Source organism: Agrobacterium sp. GD03872 (assembly GCF_029840625.1).
In the GTDB taxonomy this organism is placed as follows: Bacteria; Pseudomonadota; Alphaproteobacteria; order Rhizobiales; family Rhizobiaceae; genus Agrobacterium; species Agrobacterium fabrum_A.
On record NZ_JAOCCY010000004.1, the window covers coordinates 127,820 to 151,879 of the forward strand.

Consider the following 24,060-nt stretch of genomic DNA (forward strand, 5'->3'; position numbering starts at 1 on the left):
ATGACGTTTTGCCGCTGCTACCTGATAAGCACCAAGCAAAGGACGGCATATGGCAGCGCGCGACAGATATTCCCGGAAGCTCGAATGTTCCAGATGTGGCCATCAGGGTTTTGCCGAGGCGTCGGAATCGGACGACAAGAGCCGCCGGGACGTCGATTTTCGCATTGATGAAATGCCTCGTGGATTTCGCGCGGAGCGCGTCTCGGGCGATCCGACTGATTTCATGATCCGCTGCGCCCAATGCGGCAATATATTCCGCTTCCTGCAGAAAACCACCTATGCGCCCGGAGGCGAACCGCGCGTGAAGGCCTGAACGGGAAGGTACGGGTATGAGTTTACCGCAACAACCGAACGGGGCGCCGCAGAGGCGTAAACCGATCTGGCCCTGGATCGTGCTTCTGGTGCTGACCCTCTCAGCCATCTATTCCTATAATCGCGCCAGCGAAATCCTTGCCGAATTGTCCGACACCTTGCCGCCGGCTCTGCTGAACCTGTTCGAGGACATTCTCCGGGGCGACGGCCGGCGCGGCGATGGCGGGCCGAGCATCGGCGTCTGAGGCGGGAACGTTGCGGCGTGCTGCCGGCCTTTTGGCGGCGCTTCGTCTTGTGTGACGATAAAAGAAAAAAGCCCCGCAAACAGGCGGGGCAGGTTGATCGCTCGGGGAAAGTTGGGCAATGCCCGGGAGCGATGGCTTGATATAAGTGACAATATTGCTGACGTGATAGGCCACTTATGTCCCAAACAGTACGCTTATGCATAAATTTCGCTCAGTCCGCAGGTTTTTGAACGATGATCTCGGCAAATCTGTAAGACAACTTGACAGACTTTCGCCTTATTCTTTGCATTGCCTCGAATTGCACATATTCGCCTTTAACATAACGTGACATGAGCAGACGCATGGATAAATCGGGAATCATTTTCGTGGCGCTTTTGCTGGTGCTTGTCGCAATCGTTTTAAGCCTGGCGCTATTCGATACGGCCCAACAGGTCCCGTCGATTCCTTCGGGCGAAGGATCCCTGCTGCCGCCGGCAACCACCCCGGGGCAATGATCTGCCGGACCATGAGAGAAGGGCGATGCCGCTCGCCCGGGCGGGATTGACGGGCCTTTTCAAACCGCTATAAAGCCTCACCACCGATGGATGGGTGTCCGAGTGGTTTAAGGAACCGGTCTTGAAAACCGGCGTGCGTGAGAGCGTACCGTGGGTTCGAATCCCACCCCATCTGCCACTTTTGTTTCGCATATGTTCTCATTTGCCCTTGCGCGCCGCGCTGCTTCCGGTTCATATATTCCCACTGGTTCCCATAACGTTTCGTACTATCCCGGTCATTTCCGGGTGCCAAACCGGGTATCAAATATAAAAACCGGGTATCGATGGAGTGGGCGTGCTTACCGACACGGCGATTCTAAAAGCGAAGGCGCAGGACAAGCCCTACAAGCTATCTGACACCAATGGTCTCCACGTCTATGTGACGAAGACCGGAAGCAAGATTTTTCGCTATCGCTATGAATTTCTTGGCAAGGAAAAGACCCTCGTCATAGGTGATTATCCCGAGATGAGTTTGCTCGAGGCGAGACGCGCGAGAGACAATGCGCGCCAGCTCCTCAAATCGGGGAGGGACCCGTCTGCGCAGAAAAAGCTTGAGAAGGCCATTCAGCGCTCTGACGCCGAGGCAACATTCGAGGTGCTCGCGAAGGAGCGGTTCAAACCGATTTCGGCTCTAGGCACATTATAGGGATACAACATAAAGTAACATTTGATAATTTTTCCCGCGAATGTTGATTAGAGGTCTCGAACATGTGTAAAAAAATATTGTACGAGATTCTAAATTGCGAGGCGGGACGTGGACGAAAATATGATGGAGGCGATCAATGACATCGCTGGTGGAGGCGCAATTTGCTTCGTGGGAGCGGGGTTCTCATGGGGAGCGACTGATAGTAAAAACGTCGAAGTGCCTAGCGTCGGCAAGCTTTGTGATGAAATCTGCAAGTTCCCTGGGCTGGAGGACGCGAAGGGATCTCCGCTCACAGATTTAGCTGACTACTGTGATGACAAACCTGAATTAAAAGAAGCGTTACATAACCTTCTGGTAGCGCGTCTCACAAGTTGCACAGTAAAACAGTTTCATTTTGATGTTATGCAAATGCCGTGGCGCGCCGTCTTCACCACCAACTTCGATGATGTTGCCGAAACAGCGATGGAGAAAAAGAGGCCCCAAATTATTACCACGGCCTCTGATGCGAGAAATCTAAAGGCCGGTACGTGCCCCCTATATTACTTGCATGGCAGGGCGAGAGATTTCTTGGAGGGTGTCAGAGACCCTTCGTTAGTCGTCTCAGAGACGAATTATCTTGAGCTAAAGGACGAAAATAGGAACTTATACGCTGCATTAGTAAACGAGGTTCACGCTGCAAAACGGGTATTTTTTATTGGCTACTCGCTGAGAGATGCTGAGATTGCATCCCGTCTCTTTTCAATTGAGGGCTTCAAAGATAAATCCATTGTAATTTGTGCGCCGGACGAAAAAAAAGTTACTGTGAGTCGTCTAACCAAGTTTGGAGCGACCTACCCATTGGGTGTAGAAAGATTTGCTGACCTCCTTCCCAAAAGGACAACTCCTCCCTCGAAAAGTGATGATCTTTCCTTGTTGGCATACGTTTCTGCGAAGAAGCCGATTGCCGCGAAAGAAGATGTCAGCAGCGAAGATCTCGAAACTTTGCTGCTATCTGGCAAATTCGATGATGCGGCTTACGCAGCTCAGCAACGAAACCGGCATCAGCGGCCTGAATATTGTATTCCAAGGAGCGCTCATCTATCGACTGTCTTCGATACTAATTTAAAAAGATTTATCGTAACGTCCGACTTAGGTAATGGAAAGTCGATATTCCTCGACCAGGTAGCTTATGAAGCTCAAGGCAAGGGTTATGAGGTAATTACGGTTTACACTCAGCTTCCCGACGCTTTATCGGAACTTGAGACGTTGTTATCTAGTAACAATAAAAGGCTATACATTGTCGATGGGCTAGTGCGCTATCGAAAAGCCGTACGTTTCATTGGAAGCAGGCTTCCGGCAAACAGTATTTTGATCTGTGCATCCAACGAGATGCTTGACGACATTTCTCTTTCGACAGTTGCAGAAGAAATGGGAGGGGCGACAAGAGAAATTGATCTTAACGTTTTGTCCTCCAGCGAACTCGACGATTGGGATTACCTGTTGGAGAGATGGGGGTTTTGGGAAAATCGCATCGAGGAAAGCAAATTCGAGAGGTTAGATTTCCTGCGTAATAGATGTGGCGCAGAGAACAGATCGATAATTCTGTCTCTGTTCAGAGAATCCAAGCTTAGCGTGAAAATCGAGCAGATAGTTGACTTTTTTGTTACGCGCTATCCATCTCACCGAAAGTCCTTCATAGCTGTGCTTATAAACGCTTTGTGCCAGAATCATGTCGATTGGCTGCGTATCGTTGACTGGCTGAAGATTGACAACTCGGAACTGAAAAAAGCCGTTATCTCCTCGCCGGTAGGCGAAATTATGAGAGATAAGAAACGCTGGTACGAGTTCACCTCAACGGAACTTGCGCTTTACATCCTCAACAATCATGATTTTGATTTTGATGATGTGGTGGGCGTCTATACAAAGATCGTAAGGGAAACTGCGTACAGCAGTAACGACCCTAGAAGTGGCTTCGATGCCCGAGAAAATCTCAAAGAATTAATGCGTTACCGTTTCTTGACTAGACTTTTCAACAACGAGGAGACAGGAACAAGTTCAATCAATGCTGTATATCATCAACTTTCAACCGTTCCTAGGATCAGAGAGAACGACCAGTTTTGGCTGCAATACGCGATGGCCAGAATGGAAGTGGACGATTTGCCAAAAGCAGAAACTTATTTGAAGACCGCGATAGGGATAGCGACAAAAAAGGGAGAGGCTTATTCCAAGCGCCAAATAATCGATCAGCGTGTTCGGCTTATTTTCCGAAAGTATGCAGCCACCACAAAAAAAATCGTCAAAGCAGATATAATTTTAGCGTGCGATGATCTCATAGATCTTCTGAAAGATAAGTCATCGCCGATGATTTATCCGTTAAGGTCGGCCAAGTACGTCCTCGCTTTTCTTGAGGAGAAAGCAGACCGGCTTGATCAAGCGCTTGTAGAGTCGTTGCGGTCGGCAGCAGAGGAGTTGGCGCGTAGAATACCGGAGGGCCGACTTGATAAGGCTCAGAAAGGCGAAACAGAGGTCATAAAAAAATGCGTGAGGTCCATCAAGCTGATACTCGGGAGCCTTTGAGTAGAGACCGTGGCGAGCGGTTGCCGTCAACAGGGACGCCTAAGCCGAAATATCGCCTTTCCTTGGTCCCGGTCATTGCAAGTTCCCTTTCTGCGCGCGTAGGCTGCGATAGGTGAGGGAGCCGTTTGCGGTGTCGAACGTCCCATCGATAAAAAGCTCTCCGCATTCGTCGAGGAACCGATCGGTGTGTTCCGGATGCGCGGCCAACACGGAAATGATTTGACCCGCCAGTTTACTTGCGGGTTCTCCGGCCTGCCACCCCAAGTCCGTCGCCAGTTGGGCGGCCTTGGCGATGAAGTTGTTCACCGCCGGCGTTCTGCCATTTTGCTGAAAACACGATTTAGAAATCGCGCGAGGGGATATCCCGGTCGCGCTGCCTGCCGTTGCAACGGCCGCAAATCGGCGCCAACGAGAAACCCGCCTTTCGGCGGGTTCCATGATGCTTATTCATCAGATTTCCGGGCAACCCCGTTCATTGGCGAAGGTGATGCGGTCCGGGCCCCGGCGGGTGAAGCCCTCGACGACAACACGGCCGGGGGTGACGCGCACGACCTCGGGATCGCGCAGGCCTGCCTCACGCGCAGCGGCGCGGGCTTCGCGTTCGCTGCAGCCGCGCATGCGCGGCGGGCCACGGCGGTCTACGTCCCGGTCACGATCGCGGATGACAGGGCGAACGCCATCTGGGCCGATTCTGAGTTCCATGTCCTGCGCACCCGCTTGGATCGGCGCGGCGAAGGATACCAGGGCGATGCCGATCGCCAGGCCTGTGGTCTTCATAAGCTTGATCATGTTTCCTCCCTCAGCCGAAACCGGCGGAAAGCTGGTTGTTTGCGGGGAGAGAACGCGGTCGCCTTCAGTTTGTTCCTTGCGGACGCAGTGAACCGGAGGTGCTGAGGCGGCTAAACCTGGCCTGATCGGTAAGCTCAAAAGATAGAAATCATTAACCACGTTCGTTACAATTTTATCGAATTTGCAGAACTCGTTCGCATTTTCGCCACGTTATGCACAAGATTAAGCGACTGTTAGGTGCTTCGATGGCAGGGGCAAATAATCGAGGCAAGTGAGGGTGCGGTTCTCCGAGCCAATAGCAGCGTGGGGCAGACGATTTGAATTCTTCGGTCAAGAAACTCGGCATCAACGCCAGGTCGGGCGTGAAGTGGCTCGCAATTTCCGTGCTTTGCGCCGCGACCGCATCGTGTTCCACGACCACCGAGACCAAGCCTAAGCCCAAGCGCAGCAAGGAATATTTTTCCGAATCCGAATATGGCGTCAAAGCCAGCCCGCGTGTGGCCGATGGCAAGGCCATTCCCAAGGGCGGCGGGCGCGAGCTGATCGGCAATGCCTATACCGTCAAGGGCCGCCGTTATTTTCCGAAAGAAGAGCCGGGTTACAACAAGACCGGTCTTGCCTCCTGGTACGGTTCCGCCTTCCACGGCCGCCTGACCGCCAATGGCGAAGTCTACGACAAAGAACATCTTTCTGCCGCACATCCGACATTTCCCCTGCCGAGCTATGCGCGCATCACCAACATGGAAAATGGCGCTTCGGTTCTGGTTCGCGTCAACGATCGCGGACCGTTCCATGAAGGCCGCCTGATTGACGTTTCCAGCAAGACCGCCGACCTTCTCGACATGAAGGCCACGGGTACGGCCAATGTGCGGGTGCAATATGCCGGCCGTGCACCGCTCGATGGTCACGACATGCCCTATCTGATGGCTTCCTACATTCCGAAGGGTTCGCGTTCGCCGGGCGTCGCGCCTGAAGGGCAGATCGCCACGGGCGTGATGGTGGCTTCGGCGTCTCCGAATTTCATTCCTGCTCCTGCGTCCAATCCGAATTACGGCGGCTCCACCCAGACGGCGCTTGTCGGTTCCAAGAAGAATGCTGCGCTTCAGGCCATGCCGCTGGTCAATGGTCCGGCGCCGGCTTTCGAGCAATTCGCGATCCTGCCGGAAATCGGCCCCATCCTGGCCGAGCGTCCGGAAGGCAATTTCCTGCGTGAGCCGGCGGCGCCCGGCGGCAATTATCTGCGCGTGCCGACGCCTTCCTCCAAATTTGCGGCGGCCTATTCCGAAGAATCTGCTACGGTCTCCAGGACCGCACGCGCCTTTGACAGCGTGCTCGTCGACCGGGGCGCGCTCAACGAGCAATCGATACTCGCCCATGTGAAGCGTCAGCAGGCGAAGTCGCGCTGACGGATTGAAGGTACGGCTGCCTTGCCCTTCATCGCGGGCGGCCGGTTGCGGCAGGCAGGACTGGGCGGTTTCATGCACAAGGCCATTCATCGCTCCTATTGTGCGGTCGTCACAGCGGCTGCGCTTGCGTTTTTCAGTGCAGGCGCGGCGCAGGCGCAGTCAGGCCCCTTCATCGCCAAGGCGGAACAGGCCTATATGATCGACGCCGAAACAGGCACGGTGCTCCTTTCGCAGAATGAGGACCAGACCTTTCCACCCGCATCGCTTGCCAAGCTGATGACGGTGGAAGTGGTGCTCGATGCGCTGTCAAAAGGGCAGGTGACGCCCGAGACGGCTTATCCGGTCTCGGAATATGCCTGGCGCACCGGCGGCGCGCCTTCGCGCACCTCGACCATGTTCGCGGCGCTGAAATCCTCCGTCGGCATCAACGACCTCCTCACCGGCATCATCGTGCAGAATGCCAATGACGGCTGCATCATCGTCGCGGAAGGCATGGCGGGATCGGATGCCGCCTTTGCCAAGCGCATGACGGTGCGGGCGGGCGAACTCGGCATGAGCCGCAGCAGCTTCACCAACTCCACCGGGCTTCCCGACCCGGGCAACCAGACGACCGCCCGGGATATGGTACGTCTTGCGCAGCACCTGCATGATACCTATCCCGACCGCTACGCGCTTTTCACCAAGCCGGATTTCGAATGGAACCGGATTTTCCAGCGCAACAAGAATTCGCTTCTGATGCCGGGCAGCGGCATAGACGGCCTTGGCCTCGGTTTTGCGGAAGGCAGCGGTTTTGCGGCTGTCGTTTCGGCCGAACGGGAGGGGCGGCGGGTCTATCTGGCGTTATCGGGCATCGCAGACGACAAGACGCGGCAGGAAGAAGCCCGTCGGGTCGTGGACTGGGGGCTGACGGCCTTCGAGAAACGCCATCTTTTCAGCAAGGACGAGGTGGTGGGTTCCGTCAGCGTTTATGGCGGCGATGCCTCATATGTCGATCTCTCGCCGAAGGACGATGTCAGCGTGCTGGTGCCGGTCAACAATCCGGATCGCATTTCGGGGCGGATTGTTTATCGCTGGCCGCTGAAGGCGCCGCTGGATGTTGGCGTCAATGCGGGAACGCTTAAGGTTTTTTCGGGTGAACGTCTGTTGCGCGAAGTGCCGCTTTATACAAAGGGCGCGGTCGGCAGGGGGTCGCTGACCCAGAATGCGACAGGTGCGCTGAAAGAACTGCTGCTGTTCTGGCTCTGAAAGCCTGTTCCAGAAGCCACCTTGCTCCTATGCTTTTGTTCAGGCATCGGATTTTCTGAAAAGCGCTTCACACATTTCGGTTCGATGCTGTAAACAGGCATTTCGAATTCGAGGAAACCCGTGCAGGACGTGACATTGGCCGAAAAGACCGGATTGTTCATCAGCTTCGAAGGTGGCGAAGGCGCCGGCAAGTCGACGCAGATTCGCGCGCTTGCCGAGGCGCTTCGCGGCCGTGGTTTCGAGGTGGTCGTGACGCGTGAGCCGGGCGGCTCGCCGGGTGCGGAGGCCGTTCGGCATGTTCTGCTCTCGGGTGCTGCCGAATCCTTCGGGGTGCGCATGGAAGCGATCCTGTTTGCGGCGGCGCGCAACGACCATGTCGAAGAGGTCATTCGCCCGGCGCTTGCGCGCGGTAAGATCGTGCTCTGCGACCGGTTCCTCGATTCGTCCCGCGTCTATCAGGGCACGACCGGCAATCTGGAGCCGGATTTCATCGAGACGTTGCAACGCATCGCGATTGACGGTGTCGTGCCGGAACTGACGCTGATTTTCGATATTGCCGCCGAAAAGGGGCTCGCCCGCGCCAGAAAGCGTGCGGATGAAGGCGCTGCGCCGGACCGCTTCGAAAAAGAGGAAATCGAGACCCACGAGAAGCGGCGTGAGGCCTATCTGGATATTGCGCTCGCCGAGCCGCGTCGTTGCCGGATCGTCAACGCCGATCAGCCGGAAGAAAAAGTGGCGGAGGATGTCCTGTCCTTCGTCGAACCCTTGCTCGAACAGCTGAAAACAGCGGCGGGCGCGGCGCATGAGTGAGGTTCAGGGCGTTCTCGACGGTGCGATTGCGCCGCAGCAGAACACGAAGCTTTTCGGGCATGAGGAAGCGGAAGCCTTCCTCGCGCAATCCTATCGTTCCGGCAAGGGTCACCACGCCATTCTGATCGAGGGGCCGGAGGGGATCGGCAAGGCGACGCTTGCCTTCCGCTTTGCCAATCATGTGCTGAGCCATCCCGATCCGTCGCTGGCGCCGGATTTTCTCGCCGATCCCGATCCGCAATCGATGGTCAGCCGGCAGATCACGGCAGGCGCCTCGCATAATCTGCTGCATCTGACCCGTCCGGTGGATGAAAAGACCGGCCGGGTGAAATCCGCCATTACGGTGGACGAGGTGCGGCGGGCAGGGCACTTCTTTTCGCAGACATCGGGCACCGGCAACTGGCGTATCGTCATCATCGATCCCGCCGACGATCTCAACCGCAACGCCGCGAATGCGATCCTCAAAATACTGGAGGAGCCGCCGAAACGGGCGATGTTCCTCGTTCTCTCGCACGCGCCGGGAAAATTGCTGCCGACCATCCGCTCACGCTGCATGCCGTTGAGGCTCCTGCCGCTTTCCGATGCAGCCATGGTGCAATCCCTCGATCATCTGGGCATCAGCCCGGAAGGAGAAAAGCGCGACGCCCTGCTTGCCGCCTCCAAGGGCAGCGTGGCGCAGGCGTTGAAGCTGCTGAATTATGGCGGTTCCGACATTGTCGAAGCCTTTGCCGAGGTGATGGCTGCCGAAGGGCCGGGCGCCCGCAAGCAGATGCACAAGCTTGCCGAGATTCTCGCGCAGAAGGATGGCGACATCGTTCTCGGCTTCTTCATGGAACACGTGACCGAAGAACTGATGGAGCGCGCACGGGCGGCGGCGATGGCGGGCGATATCGCGGCGGCGGAGAAACACGCTCGGCTTTCCTCGGCGCTCTCGGAACGCATCACCGTGGCGCAGGCCTATAATCTCGACAAGAAGCAGATGGTGCTTTCCATTCTGGAAGATATTCGCGGCGTTTGAAGGCGAGGGATCGTGCGAAACGCACCCCCATTGTGTAGGTCGCTGTGCTGCCTCCGTCGTCCTCGGGCTTGACCCGAGGATCCGCAACCCGTTGAAATCAATGGATCCTCGGGTCAAACCCGAGGATGACGGAGGTTAGGAGACCATCAATGCCAGTGTACGAAAATCGTACTCTTTCGCTTTCGCTGCTGCGAACAATGGTTTAAGAGCGGTCTATCCAAAAAACAGCCTGTAAAGTCGATAGACCGTCATGACAGACAAGACACCATTCTACATCACCACCGCGATCTCCTATCCTAACGGCAAGCCGCATATCGGCCATGCCTATGAGTTGATTGCGACGGACGCCATGGCACGCTTTCAGCGCCTGGATGGAATGGATGTGTTCTTCCTGACCGGCACCGACGAACACGGCCAGAAGATGCAGCAGACGGCGCGGGCGGAAGGCATTTCGCCGGAAGAGCTGGCAGAGCGCAATTCCGACCAGTTCCGTGCGATGGGCAAGCTGCTCAACGCCTCGAATGACGATTTCATCCGCACCACGGAAGAACGCCACCACGAGACCTCGCGCAATATCTGGAACCTGATGGCCGATAGCGGCGACATCTACAAGGACAGCTATGCCGGCTGGTATTCCGTGCGCGACGAGGCCTATTACGCCGAGGACGAGACGGAAGTGCGCGCTGACGGCGTTCGTTACGGGCCGCAGGGCACGCCGGTGGAGTGGGTGGAGGAGGAAAGCTATTTCTTCAAGCTTTCCGAGTATCAGGACAAGCTGCTGAAGCTCTACGAGGAGAACCCTGAATTCATCGGCCCGGCAGAGCGCCGCAACGAAATCGTCTCCTTCGTCAAATCCGGCCTCAAGGACCTGTCGATTTCCCGCACAACCTTTGACTGGGGCATCAAGGTTCCCAATGATCCGAAGCACGTCATGTATGTCTGGGTCGATGCGCTGACCAACTACATCACCGCCACGGGTTACATCGAAGACAGGAACGGTCCCCGCGCCAAATATTGGCCAGCCGACGTGCATATCATCGGCAAAGACATCATCCGTTTCCACGCGGTTTACTGGCCGGCTTTCCTGATGAGCGCCAAGCTGCCGTTGCCCAAGCGGGTCTATGCGCATGGCTTCCTGCTCAACAAGGGCGAGAAGATGTCGAAGTCGCTCGGCAATGTCGTCGACCCGGCCAATCTGGTGAACCATTTCGGTCTCGATCAGGTCCGTTATTTCTTCCTGCGCGAAGTCTCCTTCGGCCAGGACGGCAGCTATAGCGAAGAGGGCATCGCCACCCGCATCAATGCCGATCTTGCCAATGGCGTCGGCAATCTTGCCAGCCGTTCGCTGTCGATGATCGTCAAGAATTGCGACGGCCAGATCCCGACGCCCGGTGCGTTCACCGAAGAAGACAAGGCGATGCTTGCCTCCGCCGACGGCCTGCTGGCGCTCTGCCGCGAGGAGATGGGCAAGCAGCTCATCCACCGCGCGCTTGCGGCCATCATCGCCGTTGTCTCGGAAACCGACCGCTATTTCGCCTCGCAGGAGCCGTGGGCGCTGAAGAAGACCGATCCCGAGCGCATGGGCACCGTGCTTTACGTTACGGCGGAAGTGGTGCGCCAGATCGGCATTCTCCTGCAGCCCTTCATGCCTGATTCCTGCGACAAGCTGCTGGATCTCGTCGCGGCTCCCGCCGACAAACGTGATTTTTCGGCTTTGGGTGAAGCCGGCCGTCTGGTTCCGGGCACGTCGCTTGAGGCACCGAAGCCGGTCTTCCCGCGTTACGTCGCACCGGAAGCGTGAAGGCGAGACCCATGTTGATCGATACCCATTGCCATCTGGATTTTCCCGATTTCGAGGCTGAGCGCGACGATATCATCGCCCGCGCCCATGCTTCGGGCGTGAGCCAGATAGTGACGATCTCGACGCGGGTGCGCCGTCTGCCCGAACTTTTGAAGATTACGGAAAAATATCCGTCGGTCTTCTGCTCGGTCGGCACGCATCCCAACAGCGCCGCTGAAGAGCTGGATATTTCCGCCGACGACCTCGTGCGGCTGGCGGAGAGCCATGACAAGATCGTGGCGATCGGCGAGGCGGGTCTGGATTATTTCTACGATACGCAGAAGCCGGAAGACCAGAAGACCGGCCTCATCCGCCACATTGAAGCGGCAAGAAGGACGAAGCTGCCGCTCGTCATCCACAGCCGCAGCGCCGATGACGACATGGCCGCTATTTTGCGCGCCGAAAGCGGGAAGGGAGCATTCCCCTTCATCCTGCACTGCTTCTCCGCCGGTCCTGAGCTGGCGAAAACCGGTGTCGAGCTTGGCGGCTATGTGTCCTTTTCCGGCATTTTGACCTTCCCCAAATCGCAGGACATCCGCGATATCGCCGCCACCGTGCCGCTGGACCGGCTGCTGGTGGAGACGGATGCGCCTTATCTGGCGCCGAAGCGCTGGCGGGGAAAGCGTAACGAGCCGTCCTATGTGGTCAATACCGCCGAGGTTCTGGCCGAGGTGCATGGCGTTTCTTATGAGCGCATGGCCGAAATCACCACCGAAAACGCCTTCCGCTGCTTTTCCAAGATGACAAGGGTGTAGGCGTGGCAATCTACCGTCGCCGCTTCACGGTTCTCGGTTGCGCGTCGTCGCCCGGCGTGCCGCGCATCAACGGCGACTGGGGGGCCTGCGACCCTGATAACCCCAGGAACAGGCGCACCCGCACCGCCTTCATGGTGGAGCAGATCGGCCCGGATGGCGGAAAGACCACCGTTGTCATCGACACCGGCCCGGATTTTCGTGAGCAGATGATCGCGGCGAAGGTGGAGGCGGTCGATGCGGTGCTCTATACCCATGCCCATGCCGATCATCTGCACGGTATCGACGATCTGCGCATCTATTTCGCCATTCAGCAAAACCGCATTCCCATCTATGCCGATCCCGTTACCATGGCGCGCATATGGGACGGTTTCGCCTATTGCCTGGAAACACCGCCGGGCAGCAGCTATCCGCCCATCGTCGAGCCGCGGATCATCGCGGATATCGACGCGCCTGTTATCATCGATGGGGCAGGCGGGCCGATCCCGTTCAACGTGCACATGCAGCAGCATGGCGATGTGCATTCGCTCGGTTTTCGCATCGGCGATGTCGCCTATTGCACGGATGTCAGCGATTTTCCGACTGAGACCCTGCCGAAGCTTGCCGGCCTCGATGTCCTCGTCATCGACGCGCTGCAGCATCGGTATCACCCCAGCCATCTGTCGCTGGAACAGGCGCTTGGGTGGATCGAGAGATTTTCCCCGAAAAGGGCGATCTTGACCCATATGCATATTCCGCTCGATTATGACACCGTGATGCGTGAAACGCCTGAACACGTTGAACCGGCTTATGACCAGATGCGTTTCGAGATCGAGATCGAAGCTTTCTGATACGCCTGAAAAGGAACAGCATGTCGACCAAGCCTTTCCGTGCACCCAGTATGGCGAGCTTCTTCGACAATCTGCGCGCCAGCCGGTTGCGGGCCATGTTCCGTCGCGGCGAAGTGGGGCTGGTGATCCTCGCCGTCTTTATCGGCATTGCGGCGGGGCTTCTGGTGGCGCTGATCGGCGCCCTGAGCACGGCGCTGCATATACTGGTCTTCGGTGTCGAGCGCTTGAGCAGCAGCGACCTGTCCGGATGGATCGTGCTCGCCGGCCCTATCATCGGCGGCGTCGTGCTCGGCCTGATCATCTTCATTCTTTCGAAGACCCGCAAGAAGCCCATGGTCGATCCGATCGAGGCAAATGCGCTGCATGGCGGCCGCCTGTCGTTGACGGACAGCATCATCGTCTGCGTACAGAACATCGTCTCCAACGGTTTTGGCGCGTCTGTCGGGCTGGAGGCCGGTTATACGCAGATCGCCAGCGGCGTTGCTTCGAAGCTCGGCATCAAGCTGAAACTGAGGCGAGGGGACATGCGCATCCTCGTCGGCTGCGGCGCTGCGGGCGCGATTGCGGCCGCCTTCAATGCACCCCTGACCGGGGCCTTCTACGCCATCGAACTCATCATCGGCACCTATACTGTCGTAACACTCGCGCCGCTCATCGTCTCGGCACTGGTGGCGACCACCGTCATCGGGCTGATCGGCGGCCATGGCCTCTCCATCGACATTGTGGATGCCAGTCGTGTGACGCCGGCGGATTATGTGCCCGCCATCTTTCTCGGCGTTGTGTGCGCGGCCATCGGCATCGTGCTGATGCAGGCGGTGTCCTTCATCGAGGAGACGGCTCGCAAAAGCGCCATTCCCGGCTGGCTGCGTCCTACAATTGGCGGTGTGGCTGTGGGTGGGCTTGCACTGATCTCGCCGCAGGTGCTGTCGAGCGGCCATGGGGCACTGCATCTCAATATCGATGCCGAACTGACGATTTACGGGCTTGCCGGGCTGTTCCTGCTGAAAGCGGCGGCCAGCGCCATCTCCATCGGCTCGAATTTCCGCGGCGGCCTGTTTTTCGCCTCGCTGTTCATGGGCTCACTGCTCGGCAAGATCTTCGCGCTCTGCGCCCCCTATATCGGTTATGGATCGACGGCGCCCATCGTTTATGCCGTGATCGGCATGAGCGCCTTTGCCGCCGCCATCATCGGCGGGCCGCTGACGATGACGTTTCTGGCGCTGGAACTGACAGGCGACTTCCAGATCACGGCTCTGGTGCTTGCCGCCGTCATCACCACCTCGCTGGTGGTGCGCACCACCTTCGGTTATTCCTTCGCCACATGGCGTTTTCACCTGCGGGGCGAGAGCATTCGCAGCGCCCATGACATCGGCTGGATCCGCGACCTGACGGTCGGCAGGATGATGCGCGCCGATATCCGCAAGGCCAATGTCAGCATGGGCCTTCCGGCCTTCAAGGAGAAGTTCCCTCTCGGTTCGACGCAACGGGTGATCATGACCCATGATGACGGACGTTATGCCGGCATCGTCCTCGTGCCGGAAATCTATGCCGACCCGATGGATCGCGACCCCAGCAAGATCAGCCTCGAAACCTATCTGCGCTACAAAAACGACATCTTGCTGCCGACCATGAATGCCCGCCAGGCAGCAGCGGCCTTTGACGCAGCCGAAAGCGAGGCGCTGGTCGTCGTTAATGACAAGATCGAAAACCGCCCGGTTGGCCTTCTCACCGAAAGCCATACGTTGAGACGCTATAGCGAAGAGCTCGATCTGAGACGCCGGGAGGCGTCTGGAGAATTATGACGGCACATTATGTTATGATTTTTATATATTGATATTATTATGTTTTTTCTCGATTCATCCGCCCAAAATCCGAAAGGCAAGGTTGAAGCGGTTCACTCGAAAGTCACGGCATATTACCTCAATAAGTTCCAAAGAGTGCGGTTTCGGCTTTGAAGCTGGATGAGTGAGTGAAGTATTCCCCCTTGTTGGCAGGGGAAGCAGCGCGTTCTTCCGACAAAAGGGTGTTGCACCGCTGCATCCGCCCCCTTTGTTGCTTTTGAAGAGCCGCGATTTCACTACACTTGGCAACGCTGTTGCGCCCGCAAGAACACCGGTCTGTTGCTTTTTGATCGTGACGTTTGAGTGACGGAATCTTCACTCGACGCTCGACGCATTGCCCGATAGGTTCCGCGAACTATAACGCCACCCTAAGGATTCTCGGTGTCCGAACCTGCCACAGTGATGATGTCCCGCAACGCTCCAGCATCTTTCGGAGGAGGGGCCTTGGCCGTGTCTCGTTCAAGGGCCCGTGGTGGCTTTTCTATCGTGCGCCGCAGAACTTCGGGATCGCCTACGATGACGACGGTCTCCACGCCAAAGAGAGTATACTTGCCAACGGCAGTCCTGTTCACGAATATGGGAGAGACGGACAAGCCGATCTCAATACGACATCCCATATCGAGTGCTTGGGTGCGAATGTATGCTATACTTGGGGGTGACGCTGGTTGGCTGAGCTAAAGGATCTGTTACAATGGGTGAAACTACTAAGGACTTAATTGACGCCGACTGCAGTGCCTTTAAACTTGAACCTGTCTGCGCGGAGCAATCTTCGCCACTAAGGGACATGGTGGGGAAACTACAAGATGAAGTCGCGGGTATTTTGGGACCGAACCCGGAACCCTTCGACATGAAGATGTTCACCGATGAGATATAGGGTGACTAAGGGGTAGCATCCCTATTGACAGCATCATTATATCCATTAATCTGGATACATGGAAAACAACATTGCGATAACGGCCCTCGCGGCCTTGGCCCAGAACACTCGACTCGAGACGTTCCGTCTACTTGTGCGGCATGAACCTGATGGAGTTCCGGCGGGGGAACTCGCCCGACTGCTTGATGTCCCTCAGAACACCATGTCGGCACACCTTGCAACCCTCTCAAGAGCGGGACTAGTCAAGAGTGAGCGGCAGAGCCGATCTATCATTTACCGCGCTGATCTCGACGGTCTGCGCGATCTGACACTTTTCCTGCTGAAGGATTGCTGCGGCGGCTCGACAGAACTTTGCGCGCCACTCATCGCAGAACTCATGCCATGCTGCGCTCCGGAGGTGAAGCCGTGTTGAATTCGATCCTGTTGACCGAAGTGCAAGGCAGCGATCCGGGTTTTCGGAGCGCGCTTGTTGCTGCGCATCTTCCGGCAGAAGACATCGAAGAAGAAGGCCGAACCTTCTTCAAGGCTATTTCGGATGAAGGCCAGACCGTCGGATATTCCGGTATCGAACTCTGCGCCTACGATTTGCTGCTGCGGTCGGTGGTGGTGCTTCCAGAGCATCGCGGCAATGGCCTCGGCCAAGCGATTGTTGAGGCAACCTTGCAAAGCCTCGATTGCAGTGGCGACGTTTATCTTGCGACCACGACCGCGGCGCCGTTCTTCTCTAATCTCGGTTTCTCTGAAGTGGCGCGCGACAACGTTCCAGAAGCAGTCCTTTCGACCCAACAGCTATCGGGGTTCTGCCCATCGTCGGCGACCATCATGAAGCTCAACAGGCCTCCGGCCTAACTACGGATCACGACCATGACTGACAAGACCTACAACGTGCTCTTCCTGTGCACGGGTAATTCCGCTCGCTCTATCCTCGCCGAATCCATTCTGAACAAGGAAGGTGCTGGACGGTTCAAGGCCTATTCAGCTGGCAGCCAGCCAAAGGGTGAGGTCAATCCTCACGCACTGAAGGAACTGAGTGCGCTTGGTTATCCGTCGACAGGTTTCTCATCGAAGAGCTGGGATGTATTCGCCGAGTCGGGCGCACCGCGGATGGATTTCATCTTCACCGTCTGCGACAGCGCTGCCGGTGAAGCTTGCCCGGTCTGGATCGGTCACCCGATGACTGCCCATTGGGGTGTTGAAGATCCGGCGGCCGTTATTGGCTCCGAAGTGGAGATCCAGCGTGCCTTTGCTCAAGCGGCACGCTTCCTGAAGAATCGTATCGTGGTATTCCTTAGTCTTCCCCTGGAATCGATCGATCGCATGGCGCTCCAAACGAGGCTCCGGCAGATCGGTATGCTGGAAGGGACCACCAACCCCGAAGGAAAGACAGCCTGATGTCCACGTTTGAACGATATCTGACCGTTTGGGTCTCCCTCTGCATCGCCGTCGGCGTGGCCTTGGGTCACCTCATGCCAGGTTTGTTCCAAGCAGTCGGAGCCGCCGAGATCGCCAAAGTGAATATCCCAGTCGCGATCCTGATCTGGTTGATGATCATTCCAATGTTGCTGAAGATCGATTTTCGATCGCTGGCGAAGGTTGGGTCATACTGGCGCGGGATCGGTGTCACCCTGTTCATCAATTGGGCAGTGAAGCCGTTCTCGATGGCGTTGCTGGGCTGGCTCTTTGTCGGTTGGCTGTTTCGGCCATACCTTCCGGCAGACCAGATCGACTCCTACATCGCCGGGCTGATCATTCTCGCCGCAGCGCCTTGCACGGCCATGGTGTTCGTCTGGAGCAACCTGACACGCGGCGAACCGCTGTTCACGCTCTCGCAGGTCGCACTCAACGATGCGATCATGATCGTGGCCTTCGCGCCCATCGTTGGTCTGCTGCTGGGTCTTTCGGCGATCACTGTGCCATGGGCGACACTCACCTTGTCCGTCGCTCTCTATATCGTCGTGCCAGTCATCATCGCGCAGTTGGTGCGAAGCCGCCTGACTGCTGACGGAACAACCCGTGCGCTCGACGGCTTGCTTGCCAAACTTCAGCCGATGTCGCTCGTGGCTCTGCTTGCAACCCTTGTGCTCCTCTTTGCCTTCCAGGGCGAGCAGATCATTGCACAACCGACCATCATTGCGCTTCTGGCGGTTCCGATCCTCATTCAGGTCTATCTGAACTCCGGACTTGCCTACCTTCTGAACCGGATGACAGGTGAACGCCACTGCGTCGCCGGGCCTTCGGCGCTGATTGGTGCCAGCAACTTCTTCGAACTTGCGGTCGCGGCCGCCATCAGCCTGTTCGGCTTTCAGTCGGGCGCGGCACTGGCAACCGTTGTCGGCGTCCTCATCGAGGTTCCGGTCATGCTCTCGGTTGTCTGGATCGTGAACCGTTCGAAAGATTGGTACGAGGCATCGCCTGCAGTTTCCCGAACCACCATCACCGAAAGGAACTGAACGTGGACGTCACCATTTATCATAACCCGGCCTGCGGCACATCACGGAATTCGCTCGAGCTCATCCAGCACGCCGGCATAGAGCCAACCGTCATTGAATATCTGAAGAACCCACCGAGCCGCGAGCAACTCGTCCAGATGATCGCTGACGCCGGACTGACCGTCCGTCAGGCGATCCGCGAGAAGGGTACACCTTATGCCGAACTCGGTCTCGACAATCCGGACCTGACCGACGACCAGTTGCTCGACGCCATGATCGCGACGCCGATCCTGATCAACAGGCCGTTCGTTATCACTCCAATGGGGACGCGGCTGTCACGCCCCTCTGAAGTCGTTCTCGACATCCTTCCTGCGGATGTTTTCAAAGGGCCTTTCACCAAGGAGGACGGCGAACAGGTCCTCGATGAAGAAGGAAAGCGCATTGTCTGAGACATTCCCCGCCCTCAAGGGCCAGCACTTGCACGCGATTGATCTCGACGATCTCCGCCCGGCCTTCTCAACACATAAGCCCCGCATTCTGATCCTCTACGGTTCGCTTCGCGAGGTGTCCTACAGCCGTTTGTTGGCGTTCGAAGCGGGAAGGCTGCTGGAACGGCTTGGATGCGAGGTTCGGATATTCGATCCGAAAGGCCTGCCTTTGCCCGACGAAGCGCCTGTCAGCCACCCGAAGGTGCATGAATTGCGTGAACTTTCGCAATGGTCAGAGGGGCAGGTCTGGGTCAGCCCGGAGCGCCACGGCGCAATGACCGGCATCATGAAGTCGCAGATCGACTGGATTCCTCTTTCGGTTGGATCGGTCCGCCCGACACAGGGCAAGACGCTGGCCGTCATGGAGGTTTCCGGTGGCAGCCAGTCCTTCAACGCCGTGAACCAGATGCGGATCCTCGGGCGATGGATGCGGATGATTACCATTCCCAACCAGTCTTCGGTCGCCAGAGCCTATCAGGAGTTCGACGCCAATGGCCGGATGAAGCCGTCATCCTATTACGACCGGGTGGTGGATGTCTGCGAGGAACTGGTGAAGTTCACCATGCTTACCCGTAACGCGTCTGGCTACCTGACCGACCGCTATAGCGAACGCAAGGAAGAGGCGGACGAACTCGAGAAGCGTGTTTCGTTGAAGTCGATCTGAAGGTTCAGGCCGTTGCTGTGGCGGGTTGCCGTGAGGAGGTTGCCACAGCAACGAATGCGGCAATGCTGATCGCCCCGAGACAGGCGTTGGCAGCGAGCGCAAAACTGATGCCGACATTCTCCATCGCTGCGGCAAAGACGAATGGCGCGGCGGCACTCACTGCCAATCGCGCGGCGACCATCTTGCCCGTAATCGCTCCATAACCGTCGGAGCCAAACAGATAGAGCGGCAGGCTTCCCTGCGCGATACTGTTGATGCCGGAACCGAGACCAAGGCAGATCGCGAAGGCAACCGCTCCCGGCAACCAGTCACCTGTCATCATCAAGATGAACACCCCGGCGACGATGAGGATTGCGGAAAGCGCTGCAAGCGCCGGCGGCAAAAGGCTTTTACCAAACACCATGTTGATCAGTCGGCTCAGCACCTGGGCTGGGCCGAAGAGCGATCCGATCACCACCGCAGCAGCGCCAAGCCCGATCGACCCGAGCATTGGAACCATATGCGCGAGCATGGCAGAGAGAGTAAAGCCCAGCATGGCAAAGGCAAACGAAACGAGCATCATGCTGCGCCGGCGCGCATGGGCAGGAAGCGTCCCGATCACCGTCTCACGCGTTCGGATCGTGGAATCAGCGTTAACGCCTGTTTTCGCGACGCGCATGATCCAGTAATGAAGCGGCATGCACAGAAAGAGATTCAATCCCGCGAAGACGAGATAGATCTCGCGCCACGACAGATACGCAGCAAGTGCTGCCGAGATCGGCCAGAAGATGGTCGAGGCGAAACCGCCGATCAAGGTCAAATAGGTGATGCTGCGGGATGCTGATCGGGGTTCGCTTTCGACCAGCGTTGCGAATGCGGCTTGATACTGCACCATGCCGGACGATATCTCGAGCAGGATGATGGCGAACGCAAAGACAGCAACGGATGGCGACCACGCACAGATTGCCAGGGTAAATGCGGCCAGGGCCGAGCCGACCGTCATGACCGTCGCAGCGCCGATATGGTCCATCTGTTTACCGATATACATTGCGGATAAGCCGCCGATAAGCAGGGAAGCTGAGAAGATGCCAAATATCTCGGCCAGCGTAAGGCCGAGATCCTTTGCCATGCCAGGTGCGAGGATACTGAAGCTGTAGTAGAGAGTGCCGTAACCGATGATCTGCGTCAGGCCAAGCGCAGAGACAATGCCCGCGGGTACTTTCGAATTATGCAATGACGTTATCCCCGTCAGTCAAAGTTTCAGCCAGATTGCAGCATCCATCGTTTCGCTCGACATTTTCCCGGATCACTGGATGTCCGGCACAGCAGTCTTCCATCAGGAATTTCACAAGATCGGCGAGAGCTTCGTAGTTGGCGCTGTAGAGGATTGAACGCGATACCCGCCGCTGAGATATGAGACCTGATCGCTCCAGTTCCTTGAGATGGAACGACACATTCGTCGCCGAGACGCCCATGCGTTCGGCGATCACGCCAGCGGCTAGCCCCTCGGGACCAGCGACAACCAGCGCTCGAACGATGGCAAGGCGCGTTTCCTGCGAGAGTGCGGCGAATGAAGAGAGGGCTTGACGTTCTTCCATTATTCAATAATCCTTGAATTATTGAATATAGGGATAACCCACATGAACGCGATCGACAAGACACATTCTTCCGACGTCACTCTCGGCCATCTTCTTGATGTCCTCGCGGTCGCGCCGGATGCGCCGCTGGTGTTCACTTATGATGGCAACCCGGTCCGGCCCGGCTACCATGTCACCGAGGTCAAGGCAGGGCAGTTTTCGGCGCTCGATTGCTGTGCCAATCCGGAGGTCTGGTCAGAGATATTTGTCCAGCTTTGGGATATCGAAGAAGACGGCAGGACACATATGCCGGCGGGCAAGTTCTCGGCAATCATCCGCAAGGTTTCCGATCATGTCCAGCTTGAGCCGTCGGCGAAGCTCACATTCGAGGTCAGCGACGGAGAGCGGCCTATGGCTCTTTACTGTGCATCGGCGCCGAGGCTCGTGGCCGGCACATTTGAGGTAGTTCTTGCTGCTCGACCCGCGAGTTGCAAGCCGCGGGACCGCTGGCTAGTAACAGAAGCACGCGCCACCAAATGTTGCTAGAAAGTCTTCTTCGACTTGGTATCATTTTGAGTTGTTTCGGAAACCTAGATATTCTTTGGCTCGTTCCGTTACATCGTGTGCATTTGCTATGTACACCTCGTCACCCGTTGTTCGCGCGTCCGCAAGAAAAAACTCGATCTCCTCATCGTCTGCGAGACTGTGTGCCGTGTCAAACGTCGTAAATTTTTCTCTCATCGTTATTTTCCTCACTGGTGTGCTTTACGCAGTCAGACGGTTGCTCTGCCATTGTTTGAATATAGGTCAGTAAAGGTTCAATCGAATACTAAACAATGATCACGCAGGAGTGTCTTAGGCACGCTGGTGATGACCTCGTTTACGTGGTCGATATCGCCTACAAGGACGACGGTTTCGACGGCCCGCGTAATGGCGGTGTAGAGCATGGTTCGGTCAAGCAACCTTGACGGGACGATGGGGACGACGACCCTACGGAACGCTGAACCCTGAGCCTTATGAACGGTGACCGCCCAGCCGTGTGTCAACTTTTCGAGGTCGGCTGCGGTAACGATATCCTCGGCACCATCGTCGAACCTGACCACGGCACCTTTGGGATGAAGCTTCTGCAGAACGCCAAGCGCTCCGTTCATGAAGCCATTACAGATCGGTTTGCCAGAGGCCGGATCGATGATTGGATTTCCTTCGGGATCGAGCTGTGGGGCCTTGGAGTAGTCGTTCTTGAGCCACATGACTTTGGAACCTTCACGCAGTCCCCAGTCTTCGACATTCGGCTGGCGGGCCATGTATTCGATTTCGATTGATCGGTTCAGCTCCTTCGATCCCGCCGGGCCGTTCTTCATCTGCGTGAGTAATTGCACATCGAGGTCGTGCAGTGCAGCCGTCTTTCCCAAGGCCGGTACAGGACCGCACATGGCACGGAAGACTGCCAGTGTCTTCGTCGCGACGTCTTCCTTTCGGGCAGGGAAGAGATAGACCCCCGGAGACAAGGCGGCGTTCGGATCGAAGCGCTGAAGATTGATTGTTTCGCCGTGTCGAACAGAAGACGCGACGGCGGGAATGCCAGTGATGATGTCTTGTCGATGCACGACATCGAGAGTGACAGAGGGGATTCCGTCTGTCTTCACCATCGTGTGGAAGGGAAGGCCCGGCCCGATTGGTGGAAGCTGACCAGGATCACCTATAAAGATCAGGTCCACCTCGATCGGTATCTGAACGAGAACCCGATAAAGCGACGGCGTGTCCAGCATCGAGGATTCGTCGAAGATGACAGTGCCCCCTCGAACCTTACGTCCCGCGTTCTCAATGTCATGGACTAGGCGGGACAGGGTACTTGCCGGACGTCCGGTGGCCTCGCTGATCCGCCTGACGGCGCGTCCCGCAAGAGCGACCTGAAGATGCTCTATTCTATTGCGCTGGTCGGCTGGCAGGCCACCCCGCCGCGCTTCCAACGCAGCGAGAACAGCACGTATGACAGTGGTCTTACCCGTTCCAGCACCACCGCTGATTACGCAAACGCCGCAGGATGTTGCCATGAACACGGCTTCGCGCTGGGCCGGGGTCAGCCTGTACCCGATTTCGCTCTCGACCCTCGCGATTGCAGCAAGAACGAGTGGGCCATCGACATCCGGCAATTGCCGCCGGACCCGTTCCGATACGAGCCGAGCGACCTCATCCTCCATGTACCGGCATGCTCGGGATTGAAGGGTTTCTGAGTCCGGGGCGACCACCCGTCCATTCGCCAGCGCTATCTTTATCGCCCGTGCAGGATCGCCACCCCAGGGTGACAACAGGCGGCGAACGAGTAGCCTTACGGATGTGGCAGGGGAGGCCATGTGTCCAGCCTTGAACCGTATCGCCAAGGCTTCCTCCACTGCCACGCAGAGCCTCCTGTCATCCTCAGGGGCGACACCAAGACGAAGTGCCCTCTCATCGACAGCCTGCCACGGCTCCAACAGCGTCATGGTGTACGGATCGGCCATGATGCGGTCGATTGCCCCGATGCCCCACACCCGAGCCGCAGCGCCAGCGACGCGAGGTGACACGCCATAGCGGTCGAGCCAGCGGAAGATTTCGACCTCATCCGACAGCATGCCGAAGCCGTCCACGATCGCGACGGCCCGCTCAGGGCCGACAACCACCGCCAGGGCTTGCAGATCGCGATCCCGGATGCGGTCATAGATCGTTTCGCCGAAAGTCTCCCAGAGCTTGGTCGATGTTGCCCGACCGATCCCGACAAAACGTTTGTCGGTCGCCAGGTGGCGGATGATAGCACGACCTCTGGTGACCAGAGGGAGAGCAACATCCGCTTGGAGCTGTGGACCGTAATCGGGATGCTCTATGATTTGCCCCGTGACCCGCCACGTTTCGCCGACAGCAGGGTCGCGTGGTGATTTTTTCGCGAGAACAAGCGCACGCAGCAGCAGGTCGGTTTCGTCACGGCCGATGATGACATGATCACCGTAGCGGCTGACGTGAACTGAGGTAATAGTCAACTCCCAGGAAGACTGCTCAGAACGCTCACCAAGGACCAGGAACGTCTGCCTCTCTGCGCCACCCCGTCGTTGATTGGCCCCTGCCATGGTATCCGGCTCTCCGTTCACTGCGGCCACCCACGACGTTCCGTCGCGGGTCCCTGAGCCTCATTCACTGCGATCCGGCTCCCACGGCCTGTCGGGGCCACGACGGCGCGGCTCCGAGGACCAGA

General features: G+C 57.3%; 26 protein-coding genes and 1 tRNA gene. 22 read left to right on the top strand and 5 right to left on the bottom strand.

Features of this window, described 5'->3' with window-relative positions:
• Positions 1–49 precede the first annotated feature (49 nt).
• The 6 genes from N5D22_RS11630 (at position 50) to N5D22_RS11655 (ending at position 4,292) form a co-directional block, all read left to right on the top strand.
• Complete coding sequence (locus N5D22_RS11630) at positions 50–313, top strand: hypothetical protein (RefSeq protein ID WP_279655143.1); 264 nt, start codon at positions 50–52, stop codon at positions 311–313.
• Positions 314–329: 16 nt separating this feature from the next.
• On the top strand, positions 330–557 hold the full coding sequence (locus N5D22_RS11635; RefSeq protein ID WP_279655145.1) for a hypothetical protein: 228 nt from the start codon (positions 330–332) through the stop codon (positions 555–557).
• 341 nt (positions 558–898) lie between these two features.
• Entirely contained in the window at positions 899–1,051 is a 153-nt protein-coding gene (locus tag N5D22_RS11640; RefSeq protein ID WP_279655146.1) for a hypothetical protein, read from the top strand.
• A gap of 88 nt (positions 1,052–1,139) precedes the next feature.
• Positions 1,140–1,229: transfer RNA gene (locus N5D22_RS11645), tRNA-Ser, on the top strand.
• Between the two features lie 156 nt (positions 1,230–1,385).
• Positions 1,386–1,736: an Arm DNA-binding domain-containing protein gene (locus N5D22_RS11650; RefSeq protein WP_279655147.1), complete on the top strand. Its 351-nt coding sequence runs from the start codon at positions 1,386–1,388 to the stop codon at positions 1,734–1,736.
• A gap of 120 nt (positions 1,737–1,856) precedes the next feature.
• Complete coding sequence (locus N5D22_RS11655; RefSeq protein WP_279655148.1) at positions 1,857–4,292, top strand: SIR2 family protein; 2,436 nt, start codon at positions 1,857–1,859, stop codon at positions 4,290–4,292.
• Between the two features lie 72 nt (positions 4,293–4,364).
• Here N5D22_RS11655 and N5D22_RS11660 read toward each other — a convergent pair whose 3' ends face one another.
• Together N5D22_RS11660 and N5D22_RS11665 are read right to left on the bottom strand one after the other, a co-directional pair.
• Positions 4,365–4,730, bottom strand: coding sequence for a hypothetical protein (locus N5D22_RS11660; RefSeq protein WP_279655149.1), 366 nt, complete (start codon positions 4,728–4,730; stop codon positions 4,365–4,367).
• 12 nt (positions 4,731–4,742) lie between these two features.
• Complete coding sequence (locus tag N5D22_RS11665; RefSeq protein WP_279655150.1) at positions 4,743–5,081, bottom strand: hypothetical protein; 339 nt, start codon at positions 5,079–5,081, stop codon at positions 4,743–4,745.
• A gap of 317 nt (positions 5,082–5,398) precedes the next feature.
• Between N5D22_RS11665 and N5D22_RS11670 the strand changes: the two genes are divergently transcribed.
• From N5D22_RS11670 to arsH, 15 genes are all read left to right on the top strand, one after another.
• Positions 5,399–6,487 carry a septal ring lytic transglycosylase RlpA family protein gene (locus tag N5D22_RS11670; protein WP_279655151.1) on the top strand — a complete coding sequence of 363 codons (1,089 nt, stop codon included), beginning with the start codon at positions 5,399–5,401 and terminating at the stop codon, positions 6,485–6,487.
• A gap of 72 nt (positions 6,488–6,559) precedes the next feature.
• Positions 6,560–7,732 (top strand): D-alanyl-D-alanine carboxypeptidase, encoded by a 1,173-nt coding sequence (locus N5D22_RS11675; protein WP_279655511.1) that lies wholly within the window; start codon positions 6,560–6,562, stop codon positions 7,730–7,732.
• A gap of 135 nt (positions 7,733–7,867) precedes the next feature.
• Positions 7,868–8,542 (top strand): dTMP kinase, encoded by a 675-nt coding sequence (gene tmk, locus N5D22_RS11680; RefSeq protein WP_279655512.1) that lies wholly within the window; start codon positions 7,868–7,870, stop codon positions 8,540–8,542.
• Positions 8,535–9,560, top strand: a complete 1,026-nt coding sequence (locus N5D22_RS11685; RefSeq protein ID WP_279655152.1) for a DNA polymerase III subunit delta' — start codon at positions 8,535–8,537, stop codon at positions 9,558–9,560. The genes tmk and N5D22_RS11685 overlap by 8 nt, the downstream gene beginning before the upstream one ends.
• Before the next feature lie 250 nt (positions 9,561–9,810).
• Positions 9,811–11,361, top strand: coding sequence for a methionine--tRNA ligase (gene metG, locus N5D22_RS11690; protein ID WP_279655153.1), 1,551 nt, complete (start codon positions 9,811–9,813; stop codon positions 11,359–11,361).
• An 11-nt stretch (positions 11,362–11,372) separates the two neighbouring features.
• Positions 11,373–12,155 carry a TatD family hydrolase gene (locus N5D22_RS11695; RefSeq protein ID WP_279655154.1) on the top strand — a complete coding sequence of 261 codons (783 nt, stop codon included), beginning with the start codon at positions 11,373–11,375 and terminating at the stop codon, positions 12,153–12,155.
• Positions 12,156–12,157: 2 nt separating this feature from the next.
• Positions 12,158–12,982, top strand: coding sequence for an MBL fold metallo-hydrolase (locus N5D22_RS11700; RefSeq protein WP_279655155.1), 825 nt, complete (start codon positions 12,158–12,160; stop codon positions 12,980–12,982).
• Positions 12,983–13,002: 20 nt separating this feature from the next.
• Positions 13,003–14,784: a chloride channel protein gene (locus tag N5D22_RS11705; RefSeq protein WP_279655156.1), complete on the top strand. Its 1,782-nt coding sequence runs from the start codon at positions 13,003–13,005 to the stop codon at positions 14,782–14,784.
• A gap of 730 nt (positions 14,785–15,514) precedes the next feature.
• Positions 15,515–15,697, top strand: coding sequence for a hypothetical protein (locus tag N5D22_RS11710; protein ID WP_153513696.1), 183 nt, complete (start codon positions 15,515–15,517; stop codon positions 15,695–15,697).
• A 58-nt stretch (positions 15,698–15,755) separates the two neighbouring features.
• Positions 15,756–16,109, top strand: a complete 354-nt coding sequence (locus N5D22_RS11715; RefSeq protein ID WP_279655157.1) for a metalloregulator ArsR/SmtB family transcription factor — start codon at positions 15,756–15,758, stop codon at positions 16,107–16,109.
• Positions 16,103–16,546, top strand: a complete 444-nt coding sequence (gene arsN2, locus N5D22_RS11720) for an arsenic resistance N-acetyltransferase ArsN2 (protein ID WP_279655158.1) — start codon at positions 16,103–16,105, stop codon at positions 16,544–16,546. Before N5D22_RS11715 ends, arsN2 begins: the two co-directional genes overlap by 7 nt.
• A 15-nt stretch (positions 16,547–16,561) precedes the next feature.
• A complete protein-coding gene (locus N5D22_RS11725) occupies positions 16,562–17,089 on the top strand; it encodes an arsenate reductase ArsC (RefSeq protein WP_279655159.1) in 528 nt (175 codons plus the stop codon).
• Positions 17,089–18,147 (top strand): ACR3 family arsenite efflux transporter, encoded by a 1,059-nt coding sequence (gene arsB, locus N5D22_RS11730; RefSeq protein ID WP_279655160.1) that lies wholly within the window; start codon positions 17,089–17,091, stop codon positions 18,145–18,147. The genes N5D22_RS11725 and arsB overlap by 1 nt, the downstream gene beginning before the upstream one ends.
• Complete coding sequence (gene arsC, locus N5D22_RS11735) at positions 18,144–18,575, top strand: arsenate reductase (glutaredoxin) (RefSeq protein WP_279655513.1); 432 nt, start codon at positions 18,144–18,146, stop codon at positions 18,573–18,575. Before arsB ends, arsC begins: the two co-directional genes overlap by 4 nt.
• Positions 18,550–19,278, top strand: coding sequence for an arsenical resistance protein ArsH (gene arsH / locus N5D22_RS11740; protein WP_279655161.1), 729 nt, complete (start codon positions 18,550–18,552; stop codon positions 19,276–19,278). The genes arsC and arsH overlap by 26 nt, the downstream gene beginning before the upstream one ends.
• Positions 19,279–19,282: 4 nt before the next feature.
• Here the strand turns inward: arsH and arsK are convergent, their stop codons facing one another.
• Together arsK and N5D22_RS11750 are read right to left on the bottom strand one after the other, a co-directional pair.
• Complete coding sequence (arsK, locus tag N5D22_RS11745; protein ID WP_279655163.1) at positions 19,283–20,491, bottom strand: arsenite efflux MFS transporter ArsK; 1,209 nt, start codon at positions 20,489–20,491, stop codon at positions 19,283–19,285.
• On the bottom strand, positions 20,484–20,855 hold the full coding sequence (locus tag N5D22_RS11750; RefSeq protein ID WP_174372613.1) for a metalloregulator ArsR/SmtB family transcription factor: 372 nt from the start codon (positions 20,853–20,855) through the stop codon (positions 20,484–20,486). Before N5D22_RS11750 ends, arsK begins: the two co-directional genes overlap by 8 nt.
• A 42-nt stretch (positions 20,856–20,897) precedes the next feature.
• On the opposite strand from N5D22_RS11750, the gene N5D22_RS11755 reads away from it, so the two are divergent.
• Positions 20,898–21,380, top strand: coding sequence for a DUF6428 family protein (locus tag N5D22_RS11755; RefSeq protein ID WP_279655166.1), 483 nt, complete (start codon positions 20,898–20,900; stop codon positions 21,378–21,380).
• Positions 21,381–21,652: 272 nt separating this feature from the next.
• Here N5D22_RS11755 and N5D22_RS11760 read toward each other — a convergent pair whose 3' ends face one another.
• Positions 21,653–23,935: an AAA family ATPase gene (locus N5D22_RS11760; protein WP_279655167.1), complete on the bottom strand. Its 2,283-nt coding sequence runs from the start codon at positions 23,933–23,935 to the stop codon at positions 21,653–21,655.
• Positions 23,936–24,060 lie beyond the last annotated feature (125 nt).

Coding starts and splice junctions, on each gene's coding strand:
- N5D22_RS11640 (WP_279655146.1), top strand. CDS start 899: ATGGATAAATCGGGAATCATTTTCGTGGCGCTTTTGCTGGTGCTTGTC.
- N5D22_RS11705 (WP_279655156.1), top strand. CDS start 13,003: ATGTCGACCAAGCCTTTCCGTGCACCCAGTATGGCGAGCTTCTTCGAC.
- N5D22_RS11635 (WP_279655145.1), top strand. CDS start 330: ATGAGTTTACCGCAACAACCGAACGGGGCGCCGCAGAGGCGTAAACCG.
- N5D22_RS11710 (WP_153513696.1), top strand. CDS start 15,515: ATGGGTGAAACTACTAAGGACTTAATTGACGCCGACTGCAGTGCCTTT.
- arsB (WP_279655160.1), top strand. CDS start 17,089: ATGTCCACGTTTGAACGATATCTGACCGTTTGGGTCTCCCTCTGCATC.
- metG (WP_279655153.1), top strand. CDS start 9,811: ATGACAGACAAGACACCATTCTACATCACCACCGCGATCTCCTATCCT.
- N5D22_RS11665 (WP_279655150.1), bottom strand. CDS start 5,081: ATGATCAAGCTTATGAAGACCACAGGCCTGGCGATCGGCATCGCCCTG.
- N5D22_RS11675 (WP_279655511.1), top strand. CDS start 6,560: ATGCACAAGGCCATTCATCGCTCCTATTGTGCGGTCGTCACAGCGGCT.
- N5D22_RS11755 (WP_279655166.1), top strand. CDS start 20,898: ATGAACGCGATCGACAAGACACATTCTTCCGACGTCACTCTCGGCCAT.
- N5D22_RS11750 (WP_174372613.1), bottom strand. CDS start 20,855: ATGGAAGAACGTCAAGCCCTCTCTTCATTCGCCGCACTCTCGCAGGAA.
- N5D22_RS11760 (WP_279655167.1), bottom strand. CDS start 23,935: ATGGCAGGGGCCAATCAACGACGGGGTGGCGCAGAGAGGCAGACGTTC.
- N5D22_RS11715 (WP_279655157.1), top strand. CDS start 15,756: ATGGAAAACAACATTGCGATAACGGCCCTCGCGGCCTTGGCCCAGAAC.
- N5D22_RS11695 (WP_279655154.1), top strand. CDS start 11,373: ATGTTGATCGATACCCATTGCCATCTGGATTTTCCCGATTTCGAGGCT.
- arsH (WP_279655161.1), top strand. CDS start 18,550: ATGAAGAAGGAAAGCGCATTGTCTGAGACATTCCCCGCCCTCAAGGGC.
- N5D22_RS11660 (WP_279655149.1), bottom strand. CDS start 4,730: ATGGAACCCGCCGAAAGGCGGGTTTCTCGTTGGCGCCGATTTGCGGCC.
- N5D22_RS11630 (WP_279655143.1), top strand. CDS start 50: ATGGCAGCGCGCGACAGATATTCCCGGAAGCTCGAATGTTCCAGATGT.
- N5D22_RS11685 (WP_279655152.1), top strand. CDS start 8,535: ATGAGTGAGGTTCAGGGCGTTCTCGACGGTGCGATTGCGCCGCAGCAG.
- N5D22_RS11725 (WP_279655159.1), top strand. CDS start 16,562: ATGACTGACAAGACCTACAACGTGCTCTTCCTGTGCACGGGTAATTCC.
- N5D22_RS11655 (WP_279655148.1), top strand. CDS start 1,857: ATGATGGAGGCGATCAATGACATCGCTGGTGGAGGCGCAATTTGCTTC.